The sequence below is a fragment of the Metabacillus sp. KH_069 genome, from assembly GCF_057838075.1.
In genome coordinates, this window is sequence record NZ_CM174460.1 from 1,711,857 (window position 1) to 1,726,548 (window position 14,692).

Annotated in this window: 14 protein-coding genes; 11 read left to right on the forward strand and 3 right to left on the reverse strand. The window is 42.1% G+C overall.

The features are described from left to right. Positions 1-2 precede the first annotated feature (2 nt). The 7 genes from AC3ISE_RS08465 (at position 3) to AC3ISE_RS08495 (ending at position 8,356) form a co-directional block, all read left to right on the forward strand. On the forward strand, positions 3-1,823 hold the full coding sequence (locus tag AC3ISE_RS08465) for an ABC transporter ATP-binding protein (RefSeq protein WP_489223855.1): 1,821 nt from the start codon (positions 3-5) through the stop codon (positions 1,821-1,823). Positions 1,824-1,963: 140 nt separating this feature from the next. Beyond that, positions 1,964-2,671, forward strand: coding sequence for a YknW family membrane protein (yknW, locus tag AC3ISE_RS08470; protein ID WP_489223856.1), 708 nt, complete (start codon positions 1,964-1,966; stop codon positions 2,669-2,671). Then, positions 2,668-3,795: an efflux RND transporter periplasmic adaptor subunit gene (locus tag AC3ISE_RS08475; protein WP_489223857.1), complete on the forward strand. Its 1,128-nt coding sequence runs from the start codon at positions 2,668-2,670 to the stop codon at positions 3,793-3,795. The genes yknW and AC3ISE_RS08475 overlap by 4 nt, the downstream gene beginning before the upstream one ends. Continuing rightward, on the forward strand, positions 3,792-4,478 hold the full coding sequence (locus AC3ISE_RS08480) for an ABC transporter ATP-binding protein (RefSeq protein WP_489223858.1): 687 nt from the start codon (positions 3,792-3,794) through the stop codon (positions 4,476-4,478). The genes AC3ISE_RS08475 and AC3ISE_RS08480 overlap by 4 nt, the downstream gene beginning before the upstream one ends. Then, a complete protein-coding gene (locus AC3ISE_RS08485; RefSeq protein WP_489223859.1) occupies positions 4,475-5,668 on the forward strand; it encodes an ABC transporter permease in 1,194 nt (397 codons plus the stop codon). Before AC3ISE_RS08480 ends, AC3ISE_RS08485 begins: the two co-directional genes overlap by 4 nt. Positions 5,669-6,282: 614 nt before the next feature. Continuing rightward, positions 6,283-6,891, forward strand: a complete 609-nt coding sequence (locus AC3ISE_RS08490; RefSeq protein ID WP_489223860.1) for a YdcF family protein — start codon at positions 6,283-6,285, stop codon at positions 6,889-6,891. 115 nt (positions 6,892-7,006) lie between these two features. Next, positions 7,007-8,356 carry an alanine/glycine:cation symporter family protein gene (locus AC3ISE_RS08495; RefSeq protein ID WP_489223861.1) on the forward strand — a complete coding sequence of 450 codons (1,350 nt, stop codon included), beginning with the start codon at positions 7,007-7,009 and terminating at the stop codon, positions 8,354-8,356. On the opposite strand, the gene AC3ISE_RS08500 is transcribed toward AC3ISE_RS08495, so the two are convergent. After that, entirely contained in the window at positions 8,324-8,962 is a 639-nt protein-coding gene (locus tag AC3ISE_RS08500) for a LysE family transporter (protein WP_489223862.1), read from the reverse strand. The genes AC3ISE_RS08495 and AC3ISE_RS08500 overlap by 33 nt on opposite strands. 207 nt (positions 8,963-9,169) lie before the next feature. On the opposite strand from AC3ISE_RS08500, the gene lepB reads away from it, so the two are divergent. The 3 genes from lepB (at position 9,170) to AC3ISE_RS08515 (ending at position 11,182) form a co-directional block, all read left to right on the forward strand. After that, positions 9,170-9,721 (forward strand): signal peptidase I, encoded by a 552-nt coding sequence (gene lepB / locus AC3ISE_RS08505; protein ID WP_489223863.1) that lies wholly within the window; start codon positions 9,170-9,172, stop codon positions 9,719-9,721. A gap of 69 nt (positions 9,722-9,790) precedes the next feature. Continuing rightward, positions 9,791-10,729 (forward strand): DUF4349 domain-containing protein, encoded by a 939-nt coding sequence (locus tag AC3ISE_RS08510; protein WP_489223864.1) that lies wholly within the window; start codon positions 9,791-9,793, stop codon positions 10,727-10,729. Between the two features lie 57 nt (positions 10,730-10,786). Next, positions 10,787-11,182 (forward strand): DUF1499 domain-containing protein, encoded by a 396-nt coding sequence (locus AC3ISE_RS08515; protein ID WP_489223865.1) that lies wholly within the window; start codon positions 10,787-10,789, stop codon positions 11,180-11,182. Between the two features lie 290 nt (positions 11,183-11,472). Here the strand turns inward: AC3ISE_RS08515 and AC3ISE_RS08520 are convergent, their stop codons facing one another. Continuing rightward, positions 11,473-11,733 (reverse strand): hypothetical protein, encoded by a 261-nt coding sequence (locus AC3ISE_RS08520; RefSeq protein ID WP_133311363.1) that lies wholly within the window; start codon positions 11,731-11,733, stop codon positions 11,473-11,475. 197 nt (positions 11,734-11,930) lie between these two features. Here AC3ISE_RS08520 and AC3ISE_RS08525 point away from each other — a divergent pair, with 197 nt between their 5' ends. After that, the gene (locus AC3ISE_RS08525; protein ID WP_133311362.1) at positions 11,931-13,550 is read left to right on the forward strand and encodes an ABC-F family ATP-binding cassette domain-containing protein; all 1,620 of its coding nucleotides are present in this window, start codon (positions 11,931-11,933) and stop codon (positions 13,548-13,550) included. Positions 13,551-13,624: 74 nt separating this feature from the next. On the opposite strand, the gene AC3ISE_RS08530 is transcribed toward AC3ISE_RS08525, so the two are convergent. Then, entirely contained in the window at positions 13,625-14,497 is an 873-nt protein-coding gene (locus tag AC3ISE_RS08530) for a glycine betaine ABC transporter substrate-binding protein (protein ID WP_489223866.1), read from the reverse strand. Positions 14,498-14,692 lie beyond the last annotated feature (195 nt).

The following is a 14,692-nucleotide window of genomic DNA, read 5'->3' on the forward strand; positions in this document are numbered from 1 at the left end:
AGATGCCAAAGAAAGAAAAGCAGGATTTAATTAAGCAGAGATTCTACTATTCTACGGATCAAATTATTGAAAAGCCTTTTAACTGGAAACAGATGGGGAGGTTAATGGGGTATATTAAGCCGTATTCAAAAAACCTTTTGCCTCTCTCTTTTCTCACCGTTATATTAACGACCATTGTCCGTTTAATTGTGCCAATTTTAATCGGAGTATACACGCTTGATAAAGCAATCGTTCAGAAAGACCTGGATTTGCTGTGGGTGCTGGTAGGGTCCATATTTGGACTTTACCTCGTTTCTTATGTGGCCAATACGCTCAGGATCAGATGGATGAACATGCTTGGGCAAAATGTCATCTATGATTTGCGCAAGCATTTGTTTACACATGTTCAATCTCTGTCCCACCGTTTTTTTGATTCCCGGTCAGCAGGATCGATTCTCGTCCGGATCATGAATGACATTAACTCTCTGCAGGAGCTTTTTACAAGCGGGGTTATTAATCTATTAATGGATTTCCTTTTGCTTATCGGGGTTATTATCATCTTGTTTACGATCAGTCCGCCGCTTGCCCTTGCTATTATGATTATCCTGCCGATTATGTTTTTTATCTCAACAAGCCTGCGCAAGAAAATCCGGAGATCATGGCAGACCGTCCGGCTGAAGCAGTCTATGCTGAATTCTCATTTGAATGAAAGCATACAGGGCATCCGGGTTACTCAAGCTTACACGCAGGAAAAAGAGAACATTCAGTTCTTTGACGGGATCAACACGGAAAACTTCAGCAGCTGGCAGGATGCGACGCAGAAGAATGCTGTCTTCCGTCCATTTGTTGAAATGACAAATGCGATAGGCACTGCCATTCTTATTTGGTTTGGTGCTTCATTAATTGCAAATGACTCGATCACAATTGGGGAGTTTGTTTCCTTTGCTTTTTATCTTGGAATGTTCTGGGAGCCGATTTCAAGACTTGGCCAAGTGTATAATCAGCTGCTGATGGGGATGGCCTCATCTGAACGGATTTTCGAATTTTTAGATGAAAAACCAATTGTTTCAGAAACCGATGATCCGGTCGTTCTGCAAGATATGAAGGGGGATATCGAGTTTGATAAAGTTGAATTTTCATATGATGGGAACCGCAAGGCATTAAACGGGGTTTCCCTTCAAATTGAATCCGGTCAGACTGTCGCCCTTGTAGGACACACCGGTTCCGGAAAAACAACGATTGCAAACTTAATCAGCCGCTTTTACGATGCAACAGGCGGAGAAGTAAAGATCGACGGCATAAACATCCGCGATTTATCAATCGGAAGCCTGAGGTCGCAAATCAGCGTCGTTCTGCAGGATACCTTTATCTTCTCGGGAACGATCATGGAAAACATCCGTTTCGGCAGACCGGATGCAGCAGACGAAGAAGTCATTGCTGCTGCTGAAGCCGTTGGAGCAGATGAATTTATTAAAGATCTTGTAAATGGCTATGAGTCAGAGGTCGAAGAACGCGGAAACGTGCTATCTGTTGGGGAAAGGCAGCTTCTTTCTTTTGCAAGGGCCATACTTGCTGATCCGAAAATATTAATTTTGGATGAAGCAACAGCAAGTATTGATACAGAATCAGAAGTGAAAATCCAGCAGGCCCTGAAAACTCTTTTAAAAGGCAGAACCGCCATTATGATTGCCCATCGCTTATCGACGATTCGCGAGGCGGACAATATTATTGTACTCGATCATGGGAATATTATGGAGCAAGGAAATCACGAAGAGCTTATGAAGCAGCAGGGAATCTATTTTGAACTTGTGAAAGCTCAATTCAGAATGCTTGATGCGGGGTAAGAAGAGAGGGCCAATCGATCGCGGTTGGCTCTTTTTATTGATCCTATAAAATATTTTCAAAGAATGATAGAAATGATGAAACCTATTTTTATGACAATCGTATTACTTACAGAACATATAAAAATTGGAGGTAATTGGATATGGAACAGCAAACAAATCCTGCAGTTGAAGGAAACTCACCAGAGCCGCCTAAACCGTCTTTATTCGGCATGATCATGAACCCGGGGGAGCAATTTGACCGCATTCGTCAAAAACCTAAAGTGCTTGTTGGTTTTCTCCTTGTTACATTGATGGTTTTAGCAGGTACTTTCTTATCATTAGTAAATGCTCCTGAACTTACAGGTGATCTATCATCAGAGCTTGGAGTTACAGTAGAAGAAGCCGCTATGTTTGGAACAATCATGGGCGTCGTCAGTATCGTTGTCGGAGGTATTGGAAGTATTATCGTTCTTATAATTATGGCTGCCATCACACTTGCGTTTACGAAAATGGTTGGGTCTGCCGTTAAATTTAAACAAATTCTTTCCATGACGATTTACATTGCATTTGTCACATCGATTGGAACGCTTTTAAACGGACTTATTGCCTTTTTAGTAAAAGAAGAGAATTATGTTAATCCCTACACTAGCTTGAACAGCATTGTCGGTGCTGAAGGCGGTTTGGGAGGACTGCTTATGACGTTTGAAGTCTTCACAATTTGGGGAACGATTTTAACGGCACTCGGACTTCAGCGCGTGGCAGGTTTATCTAAGGCAGCAGCATGGACAATTGCGATTGTTTTCTTCGTCATCGGTGCAGTGCTGGCAGCTGCAGGAGGCGTGCTTGAAGGGATGTTCCCTGCAGCATGAAGAAAAAAATCTGGATTTCAATCGGTGTCGTTTCAATCATCGCTTTGCTCGTGGGGGTATACGTCTATCGTGCGATGAGCAAAGAGGAAGTAACCGTCCGTACAGTGAAGCTTTCTCAGCAGGAAATTGCTTCGAATGTGATGGTTCCCGGTACACTGAAGTTCCAAAATGAACAGTATATTTATCAAGATCCGGAAAAAGGGGACATTGCTGAAATTCTAGTAAAAGAGGGAGATGCCGTGAAAGAGGGAACTCCCCTCCTCCGCTATGAAAATCAGCAGTTTTCTCTAGAAAAAGAACAAAATGCTCTTTCCATTGAATCTGGTTATCTTAAAATCAATCAGCTTGAAAATCAGCTGGACGATCTCAATGAAAAAGAAAAAGATTTAAGCAAACAAGTTGGAGAAGATGAAGCTGAAAAAACAATCGATGCTGAGCGTGATCAGCTGAAAATGGAACAAAAGATGGCAGATATAGAACTTCGCCAGCTTCTGCTGCAAAAAGAAACGATAGAAAAACAGCTTAGTGCTCTCGAAGTGAAAAGCGACATGTCAGGCACTGTCATGACCATTGATGAAAATCCTGAACAAGCAGCAGAACAGGGCGGCATAAAAGCAGTTATACATATTGCAAAAACAGATCAGTTTATTGTCAGCGGCGTACTGTCTGAATATGATTCTTTAAAAGTGGCAGACGGACAGCCTGTTACCTTAAGTTCGGATGTTGTCCCTGACGCAAAGTGGAAGGGAAAAGTCAGCAACATCGGTCTGCTTCCTGAAGCTCCGCCAAGTTCAATGGGTACTGAAAATGCGGCTGTACAATATCCGGTAGAGGTATCCATTGAAGGCAGCGAAATGAAGGCAAAACCCGGCTTTAAAATGATTATGGAAATTGAAACGGAAAAGCGCAGCGTGCAGACGGTACCTGTTGATGCTGTAAAACAAGATGGTGAGGACTATTTTGTCTATACCGTTCTGGACGGGAAAACGAAGAAAAAGACGATTGAAATAGGAACAGCTTCTTCCGATTATATGGAAGTTAAAGATGGATTAACAGCAGATGATGCGATTGTTTCAAAGCCGAAAGACGATCTTCAGAGCGGGACGGAAGTGACGGTGAAATGATCCAGCTTTCCGGCATTACGAAAAGCTACAAGGTCGGAAAAGAATCCTTCGACGTTTTAAAAGACATCCATTTAACCATTGAAGAAGGCGAATTCATTTCCATAATGGGCCCATCGGGTTCAGGGAAATCGACGTTAATGAATATTATCGGCTGCTTGGACCGTCCGACAAACGGACATTATTTTCTCGATGGAGAAGACGTTGCCGCCTATCAGGATACTGATCTCGCTAAAGTGAGGAACCTTTCCATCGGTTTTGTCTTTCAGCAGTTTCAGCTGCTGCCGAGACTGACCGCCTTGAGAAATGTAGAGCTTCCAATGGTCTATGCAGGGGTAAAGAAAAAAGAGCGGGAAGAACGGGCGATGCTGGCACTTGAGAAAGTCGGGCTTGCAGACCGGATGAACCATCTCCCGAATGAACTTTCAGGCGGGCAAAAACAGCGTGTAGCTATAGCACGTTCCATTGTCAACAAGCCCCGTCTTATCCTTGCAGATGAGCCTACAGGTGCTCTGGATACAAAGACAAGCGTCTCCATTATGGAGCAATTTGCAGCTCTTAATCTTGAGGGGACAACAGTGATCATTGTCACGCATGAACAGGAAATAGCGGACTACACGAAGCGCATCATCATGGTAAGAGACGGGGAAGTTCAATCTGCCGGAGCAGAAAGGAGAAACGCATGAGCATAATGGAAAACCTGCGGATGGCGTTCGCTTCTGTTCTCGCTCATAAGCTGAGGTCTATTTTAACAATGCTTGGAATTATTATTGGTGTTGCATCTGTCATACTTGTTGTGGCCATCGGACAGGGCGGGGAGCAAATGCTGAAATCGCAATTTACCGGTTCAAGCAACACGATTGAAGTGTTTTACCAGCCAAGTGAAGAAGAAATGCAGTCGAGTCCCAATGCTTATATGGAATCAGCCTTTACTCAGTCGGATATTGATGAGTTATCAGGTATCTCTGAAGTCTCTAAAGTAGTGGCCTCCAGCTCGGAATTCATGCCTGCCAGGTACAGGGAAGATACAGTGGATACTTCCATTTTTGGCATTAATCAGGCTTACATTGAAGTAAACGAACTGAAAATTGAGTCTGGAAGAAATCTTGTTGAAGGCGACTTTATCGGCGGCCGCCGAGCTGGCGTCATCAGTCAGGAGACGAAAAAGGAGTTATTTAAAGAGAAAAATCCTATTGGTGAAGTAATCTGGGTAAATGGACAGCCGTTTGAGATTGTCGGTGTGCTTGAAAAGCCGACTGGTCTTTTTTCATTTGGCTCCATGGAAATTTACTTGCCTTCCAATACCTATCGTGCTTCCTTCGGCAAATCTGATTTTAATCAGGTAACTCTTCAGGCAGAAAGTGCAGAGGAACTTCAGGAAGCAGGAAAAAAAGCAACCGCGCTCTTGAATCAGAAGCATGATAAAGAGGATGCGTATCAAGTCTTCAATATGGAAGAAATCGCTGAAGGGATCGGACAGGTAACTAGAATTATGACATTAATCATCGGGTCCATTGCAGGGATTTCGCTCTTTGTCGGCGGCATCGGGGTCATGAATATCATGCTTGTTTCTGTCACTGAAAGAACCAGGGAAATCGGCATCAGAAAAGCGCTGGGAGCGACGAAAAGACAAATACTCACTCAATTTTTAATTGAGTCCATTACTCTGACATTGATTGGCGGAATCATCGGGATCCTTCTTGGAGCCGGAGGGGCGTCGCTTGTCTCAGTTTTTGCAGGCTGGCCGTCGCTTGTTTCGTGGCAGGTTGTACTCGGCGGACTCGGATTCTCCATGATCATCGGCGTCATCTTTGGGATGCTGCCTGCAAACAAAGCAGCACGGCTTGATCCGATTGATTCTCTTCGATATGAATAAGGATAAAATGAGGCTGGGACGTAACGATCATCTCCTTAATGAAAGCCGAACATTGAATAGTGCGAATACCATTAAAAGAAAGGGCTATTTTCACATAGATTGTTGTTTTTCATGATAAATAATGTCCGTTCCTTTCCGCTCCAGGAACTTGCTTTCCGCGGGGAGCATGGGAGCCTCCTCGGCGTTGCCTGTGGGGTCTCCCAATTTGCTCTATTTCCCGCAGGAGTCAAGTTCCTTCCGCTGCAATCCACTTAAGGTTTCTACCATTTAGTATGGCAGCAACAATATTTATAAAAGAGCCAAAGAAAAAATCCGAACTAAAACGAAATTCAAGTTGGAATTTCACATAATAGTTCGGATTATTCTATGGCTGAAAATCTTTTGTCCCAGCCTCATTTTAATCGTGCTTACAAAATATCCAAATTTACCGTGAAATCTCTTCGCATGAAACAGAACTTCTCAGGCTGTGATTGGATGTAATAAGATGCAGGATCATAAACCAGAGAAAAGCCGTCAGAACAGCCGATTCCGCGTTTCTCATAAAAAAACTCTTGCCCCATGCTGGTGATGATGGTAAAAAGGGTATAGGTATTTTATGTGCAGATGAGATTGGAATGATTACAATGAAGTTTGGGAAAATTGCCGCATTTCTTTTTAAAATGGTCCTGCTTGCCGTTCTTTTGCTGATGGTCTATTCTTCGGTCAGCATCTGGCATTTTGGCAATAAGCACGAAACCGTTAAGACCGATGCAGCCATTGTGCTCGGAGCTGCTGCATGGGGAGAGAATCCTTCACCTGTCTTTAAAGAACGGATCAACCATGCAATCAAGCTATATAAAAAGGAAGACGTTGATAAGATTATCTTTACAGGAGGAAAAGCGATCAAAACGGATTTGCCTGAAGCGGTTGTCGGAAAAAACTACGCGGTCAAGCACGGTGTGAAAGAATCAGATATTTTACTTGAGACAAGCTCGAGACTGACAGAAGATAATCTGAAGTACGCATATGAAGCAGGGAAAAAAGCAGGATTGAATTCATACACGATCGTAAGCGATCCATACCATATGAAGCGTTCCTTCCTCCTTGCAAAACAGCTTGGGATGAATGCTTATTCTTCACCTACTACGACTTCAGCGTACCAAACATGGGAAACGAAATTGCCTGTGTATACAAAAGAAGTGCTTTTTTATGCAGGATATCTGGTAACGGCACCATTTGAATAATTAGAGAAAAGAGAGGATCATCTTTTAGATGGTCCTCTTTTTTTATTGCTTTAACATGGAATGAGTTATAGAAGCACAAACTATTCAAAGTGTTAAGTATAAGGAGAAGAGTGTGGTGGCTTTGTTTACAAGAGTGTGTGAATGGCTTTGGGGCTATCCTATGATCATTGTTTTACTGGGCGGAGGCCTTTTTTTAACCATTCGATTAAGGTTTATTCAATTCCGTATCTTGCATGAGATGCTTAAAGAAACCATCGGATCTGTTTTTACCAAAAACAAAACGAGCGGGCAAATTACACCTTTTGCAGCGTTCTCTTCTGCACTAGGAGGTACAATCGGTGCAAATAATATTATCGGAATTCCTCTGGCCATTTATTTCGGAGGTCCGGGAGTGCTTTTTTGGATGTGGATTGTGGCATTAATCGGGATGGCAACAATGATCACTGAAATCATGCTCGGACAAATGTATAAAGAGAAAAATCAATCAGGTGAATGGGTGGGCGGACCGGCTTATTATATGAGAAAGGGGCTGATGTGGAAGAAGCTTGCTTTTTGCTATGCCCTGATTTTATTTCTTCAATTATTTGTAAGTATTATGGTGCAGTCGAATGCAGTTTCCGTTTCCTTAGGGCATTCAGCAGGGCTGCCTAAATTAATAACCGGGGTGGCATTAATGATTGTAACTGCTCTCGTTGTCTTCGGCGGAATGAAACGAATCAGCCGGGTCATGAGTGTTTTCGTGCCTTTAATGGTCGGACTTTACATAGCAGCAACTTTCTGGGTCATTTTAAGTCATACAGCTGAGCTGCCAGCTATATTTAAAGAAATTTTTGTCCATGCGTTTACTCCCTCAGCGGCACTGGGGCTTTTCCCAGGTGCTGCCATTGCCGGTACTCTCAGATGGGGGTTATCAAGAGGACTTTATTCGAGTGAAGCAGGACTTGGTACATCAGCTATCGCTCACTCTGCCACAGATGTAAAAAAACCGCTCACTCAAGCCTATTGGGGAATGCTTGCGGTCATCGTGGATACTCTTGTCATTTGTACCCTTACTGGACTGACCGTGCTCAGCTCCGGTGTTTGGAAAGAGCACAGCGAGCAGGAGGCATCATCTCTGGTTGCATATGCCTTTGCAACACTTATTCCTGAAAGGGCAGCGGCACACATGCTTTCTTTTTTCCTTACCTTATTTGTACTTTCGACAATTATGATCATGATCTATTACGGGGAAAAACAAATGGAATATCTTAGACCAGAAACAAAAATGCCTGCAGTTCGCTTCTTTTATTTATCCGCGATTCTTGCCGGGGCTGTATGCAGTGTAAAGCTTGTCTGGACACTGCTTGATTTCTTTCTTATATTGATTGTCATTCCGAATATTCTAGCTGTCATAAAACTGAGTCCGGCTGTCAAAAAAGCCCTGCTCGAGCATTCAGGTAATAAATCCAACCATTTGAATGAATAATTTTATACTAAATCCAAGTAAGATAACACCTGCAGCGAAGGTAATGGCTTTCAGCATTCTATCTTTAATATAATCCCGGATAAAATGAACCGTCAGAGCAATATTTAAATTCCATAAAGTAACCCCCGCTATGATCAGCAAACTGTAGATCAGCAAATAAAGAAACGTATGGTGCGGGCCAAGACTTGTCAGCGCAGAGCCATAAACCCCGAGCCAAAATATAAAAATAAACGGGTTGCCAAGAGCGATGAAAAAGCCGGTCCAATATGAACCCGCACTGCTCTTTTTTTCATCATCTGACTCTATCATTCTTTCTGCAGACAGCGAGCGGAGAATACTGCTAATGCCGAGCTTCGCTAAAAGATAGCTTCCGACAGCACTTAAGATTGCAGAAAACAGTGTGCTTTCAAGAAATGTCACCAGACCGAGAAAGATGCCGAACATTAACATCATATCGACTGTGATGGCTCCAATTCCAACTAGCATCGCAGGCCAAAATCCTCCCATGATACCTCTCTTGATCATCTCCAATTTAATCGGACCTATTGGTGCAGCCAGACTTATGCCAAGCACAATCGGTTTAACGATAAAGAATAAGCTTTCCATTCAGATTCATCTGCCTTTCGATTCCTTGTCCATTAAATGTATTCGGACATGGGGGATTTATTGTTCATAATTTCTTCTAAGCTGAAATAAATTGAAAAAACGGGAGGGGCGTGTACTGTTTTCTTTTTTTCTTGTGGAAAAAGGGTTTTGAATCGTCTGCGGTTAACTATTTAAGGAGAAAAATTTCCGGCAAACGAGGGATCTTATATGTCAAAAAAACGGAAGTCACACTCATTACTGGAATGGGGCAAGGCGGTTTTGCTTGCAGTGGGACTGGCTTTGATCATCCGTCTATTTCTCTTTGAACCATATTTAGTTGAAGGATCATCGATGGATCCAACTCTCCATGACGGTGACCGCCTGTTTGTGAGCAAATCAAGTTTTATGATCGGCGACGTGAAGCGGGGAGATATCGTCATCATAGATGGTGATGAAAAGGATGTTCATTATGTAAAAAGAGTCATTGGGCTGCCTGGCGATACAGTGGAAGTTAAAGGTCATAAGCTGAAAATAAATGGAAAGCAGCTTACGGAGCCGTATTTGCTTTCAAATGAACAGAAGGCGGAAAAACTTGGGATGTTTCTGATGGATGATTTTGAACGTGTCACTGTGCCGGAACATGACGTTTTTGTCATGGGAGATAACCGGACAAACAGCATGGATTCGAGAAATGGTCTTGGATTCATTTCAAAGGACCGCATTGCCGGAAAGGCAGAATTTGTGTTCTTTCCATTTGAAAAAATAAGAAAAACAAAATAATGCTAAAGATGTAACCAAATGGAAATCACTCTCGTCTAATCGTTTATATAAAAGGGGAGTGTGTTGAAAATGAAAAAAGCTGGAACGATCATCGTTATCCTATTTCTCGCATTATTTAGTGCAGCGTGCAGCAGTTCAGAAAGTCAGTCAGATAAAAGTGCGGACAGCTCAGGCGGAGAATCTGCAAATGAGATGGCAGACTCTGATATGACCATGAATTCAGAAGGAGGGCAGGCTGACAAGGCAGAAATAACTTCACCTGAAAACAAAGCTGTCCCTTCTGCACCGGAAAACCGAAAAGTCATTTATACGGCTGATCTGTCTATTAGGGTGAAAAACTTTAATGAAGCTGTTTCTTCTTTTCAAAGTACCATTGCTTCATTAGGCGGATATGTCATTGAATCAAATACATATACAAATGAGGATGAAATGCCGAAGGAAGGATCATTGACAGTCAAGGTGCCGCAGGATAAATTCCAGAGCTTCTTAAAAACCATTGAAAAGGGAAGCGTAAAAGTGAATCAGCAGACGGTCACAGGCCAGGATGTAACTGAGGAATACGTAGACCTTGAATCAAGGCTTAAAGCCAAAAAGGCCGTAGAGGAACGGCTTCTAAGCTTTATGAAAGATGCTCAAACAACAGAGGATCTGCTGAAAATATCCTCCGATTTAAGTGCAGTTCAAGAGGAAATGGAACAGATAACAGGCAGAATCAATTACTTAAAAAACCAAACTTCTTTCGCAACGATTACGATGCAGATCTCAGAGGATAAGGTTACTGTGCCGGGACTTGAAAACAAACATTTGAATACATGGGATAAAACGAAAAAACAGTTCATGGAAAGCTTGAACTCCCTGCTTGCAGCTGGTTCTGCTCTAATTGTCTTTACAGCTGGAAATCTTCCAGTTCTGCTCGTTTTATTTTTAATCTGTTTTGCTTTGTGGCTTGGAATTAAAAAATACATGAATAAAGGCAATTCAGCGCCTCCAACTGATATGGGAGAATAATCTCCGGTTTTCTTTTTTCCATGATTGGGAAAAAGAAGAAAAAGGCGGGATGCAAATATGAAGGATACTATGAATATAAAAGCATGCTCTAAGTCGAAAAAAAATTGTGTGTCAACTGTAAATACTTCGAGCTACCATCAAATTGAACCGATCTCCTATTTTTGTGATGCAGGCGCCGCAATGAATCACCTGAGAAATGCTCTTCACTCAATGGAGCATGCGGAAATTGCTGAGCAAAGCAATAATCGCCTGCATGCTGTGTTTAGATCGAAAGTCTTGAAATTTAAGGATGATGTCGAGTTTTTCCTCGATCCGGGAGAAAAGAAGATTCATTTCAGGTCAGCATCACGGATCGGCTATTACGATTTTGGCGTCAATCGAAAACGCATGGAGGAAATAAGAGATCGATTCGGCAGAGAAACACGCAGAATCGAAAAAACAGACATCCGATGAGGATGTCTGTTTTTATGAGATAAGAAAGTATAAAATTTTGCGCTTCGATGTCTAGCTCCACCTCCTAGCCCCTCGGCCAGAACAGCTCCGTCTGTAAAGGCGAAAAGCGCCTTTTCAGCCGGATCCTTATCTGTCTGTCGGGTCTTACCAGTCGGTTCCGCTTTTCTAGATGGCGAGCGGAATCGCTCAGGCTCCTCGGCCAGAACAGATCCGCAAGTATTGGCAAAAAGCGCCTTTTCTGTCGGATCCTAATCTGTCATGCCTGCGCTAAACGGGGGCTTGCGCTTTTCTTATGTGTATATCAGCGTCAAAACGAGCATCGTGACAAAAACTGCTCCGATAATGCCAAGAATTGATTTTCCAAAAGATACCTTCGCATCTATTTTTCCGTATTTAGTTAAGATTTTTTTGCTGAAATAGTGGACGATGAGATAGATGACGACAAGGCCGATGAAAAAAGTGACATTGCTCGTCTGAAACCCTGTAAAAGCAAGGAACAGTCCGGTAAATAGAATATATAGCGAGTATTCTAGGAGTGTAAGTAATTTCATATGGGATAACCTCCGGGATGTAATACACATAATCCTACCATAAAAATGCACCGTTCAAAACGTTTGGAATGTGAACATTAGATGGACTTTGGATAATTGAACAGATTATTTTCATGGCCAAAACTGCATTTATTATTTTTTTTCGCCAGTTCGTGTTATAATTTTGTAGATTATGTATAGATGGAGGACTAACTTTAATGATTACAGTAAGCAATGTTGGATTGCGATATGGTGACCGCAAACTTTTTGAAGATGTTAACATAAAATTCACCCCTGGCAACTGCTATGGTTTAATTGGAGCAAACGGTGCAGGGAAATCTACTTTTATTAAGATTCTCTCAGGTGAGATTGAAGCACAGACTGGAAACGTCAGCTTAGGACCTGGCGAACGTCTTGCAGTTCTTAAACAAAATCACTTTGAATATGAAGACTATGAAGTAATGAAGGTTGTTATTATGGGCCATGCCCGCCTTTATGAGGTAATGCAGGAGAAAGATGCCATCTACATGAAAGCTGATTTTTCAGATGAAGACGGCATGCGTGCAGCTGAGCTTGAAGGCGAATTTGCAGAACTAAACGGGTGGGAAGCTGAGAGTGAAGCTGCCATTCTTTTAAAAGGTCTTGGCATCACAGATGAGCTTCATGACAAGAAAATGGCAGACTTAACTGGCGGAGACAAAGTGAAAGTATTGCTTGCTCAAGCCTTGTTCGGCAAGCCGGACGTTCTTCTTCTTGATGAGCCTACCAACCACTTGGACATCAAAGCGATTCAGTGGCTTGAAGAATTCCTGATCAACTTTGAAAATACCGTTATTGTAGTATCCCATGACCGTCACTTCCTTAACAAAGTATGTACGCACATTGCGGACCTTGATTACGGTAAAATTCAGGTTTATGTCGGAAACTATGATTTCTGGTATGAATCAAGTCAGCTTGCAAGCCGCATGGCATCTGATGCAAACAAGAAAAAAGAAGAGAAAATTAAAGAACTTCAAGCGTTTATTGCGCGTTTCAGTGCAAATGCTTCGAAGTCCAAGCAGGCTACATCAAGAAAGAAATTGCTTGATAAAATTTCCCTTGATGATATCAGACCATCTTCTCGCCGCTATCCTTGGGTCGGCTTTACACCGGAACGTGAAATCGGCAACGATGTTCTCCGTGTAGACGGCATCTCTAAAACAATCGACGGTGTAAAAGTTCTTGATAATGTTAGCTTTATTATGAACAAAGAAGATAAAATTGCCCTTGTCGGCCGTGATGAAATCGCCATTACGACTCTATTTAAAATTCTAATGGGCGAAATGGAAGCAGACAGCGGAACATTCAAATGGGGAGTAACCACTTCTCAAGCTTATTTCCCTAAAGACAACAGCGAATTCTTCGAAGGCGTTGAATCAAACCTTGTTGACTGGCTTCGCCAATACTCGCCGAACGACCAAAGCGAAAGCTTCCTGCGCGGGTTCCTTGGAAGAATGCTCTTCTCTGGTGAAGAAGTTCTTAAAAAAGCAAGTGTCTTATCCGGTGGAGAAAAAGTCCGCTGCATGCTGTCTAAAATGATGCTCAGCAGCTCAAACATTCTGCTGTTAGATGAGCCTACGAACCATTTAGACTTAGAATCAATCACAGCTCTTAATAACGGATTAATTGCTTTCAAGGGTGCAATGATCTTCACATCTCATGACCATCAGTTTGTTCAAACGATTGCAAACCGCATCATTGAGGTTACACCAAATGGCGTGATTGACAAACAAATGTCATATGATGAGTACCTTGAAAATGAGGATGTTCAAAAGCAGATTCAAACTATGTATGCATAAAAAACGGAATAGCCTTGCCGAGAGCAAGCCGTTTTCCGTCATTTAATACAAAAAACCGCCAATCGGCGGTTTTTTTATTTTTCCTCTATCCAGCTGTCCACAAGATCTCTGTTCTTCTTTATCCACTTTTCTGCGCCTTTTTCATAAGCATCAGGCTCTTGCGTCAGTGATTCTTCCTGAACGTATTTAATAAGAGAATTTAATTGTTTATCATTCATTTTCCATTCTGACATCCATTTCACAATTTCCGGATGTTCTTCCGTAAATCCGATCCTTGACATTGAATGAATTTTATCAGGAGCACCATACACATTTTTAGGATCTTCCAGGTATTTAATGTCGTAATCAGCGAAAACCCAATGAGGACTCCATAGCGTAACAACAATCGGTTCTTTCTTTTTGTACGCTTTTTTAAATTCTGTCAGCATGGCAGCCTCGGAAGATTCAACAAGCTCATAGTCAAGGCCATACTCCTGCTTCGTTTTTGTTGTCAGCTGCATCAAGCTTGAGCCTGGATCGATCCCGATGATTTCACCATTGTATTCAGCTTTCTTTGCGTTAAGGTCCTCTATACTGTTTACATCCTTCATGTACTGGGGCACCGCAAGACCAAGTCGTGTCCCTTCAAACCATGGCTCTCCGATTTCAACGTCTTTTTTAAATTTATCATAGAGCGGTTTGTCGGTAAGCGGGAGCCAAACTTGTCCGGTCACATCGATATCTCCCCGGGAAAGACCTGTCCATAGCGCGATCTTTTCAAGTTCAATGATTTCAACGTCATATCCTTTTTCCTCAAGAATCAGCTTCCACAAATAAGCAGTCGAAATGTTATCAATCCAGTTTACCATGCCGATTTTAATTTTTTTATCCGTATTTCCGGGAGTACATGAGGATAAAACAAAACAAAATAAGATTGCCATTGTTATTGCATAAAAGCTTTTTTTCACCAATAAAACCTCCAGCCGTGTTATGTAACAAGTATGTTATTCCCTATAAAAATGTATTGGAAACATTTAATTTGTTTCAATTTCTGTTAGAGGGGGTAAAGATAACAGGTTCCGTTTTAGCACCCCGTCCATCATATATTCTTCCTATTCCAGCGGAAAAATTACATATTTCATTTTTATGATGTGAAAACTGAA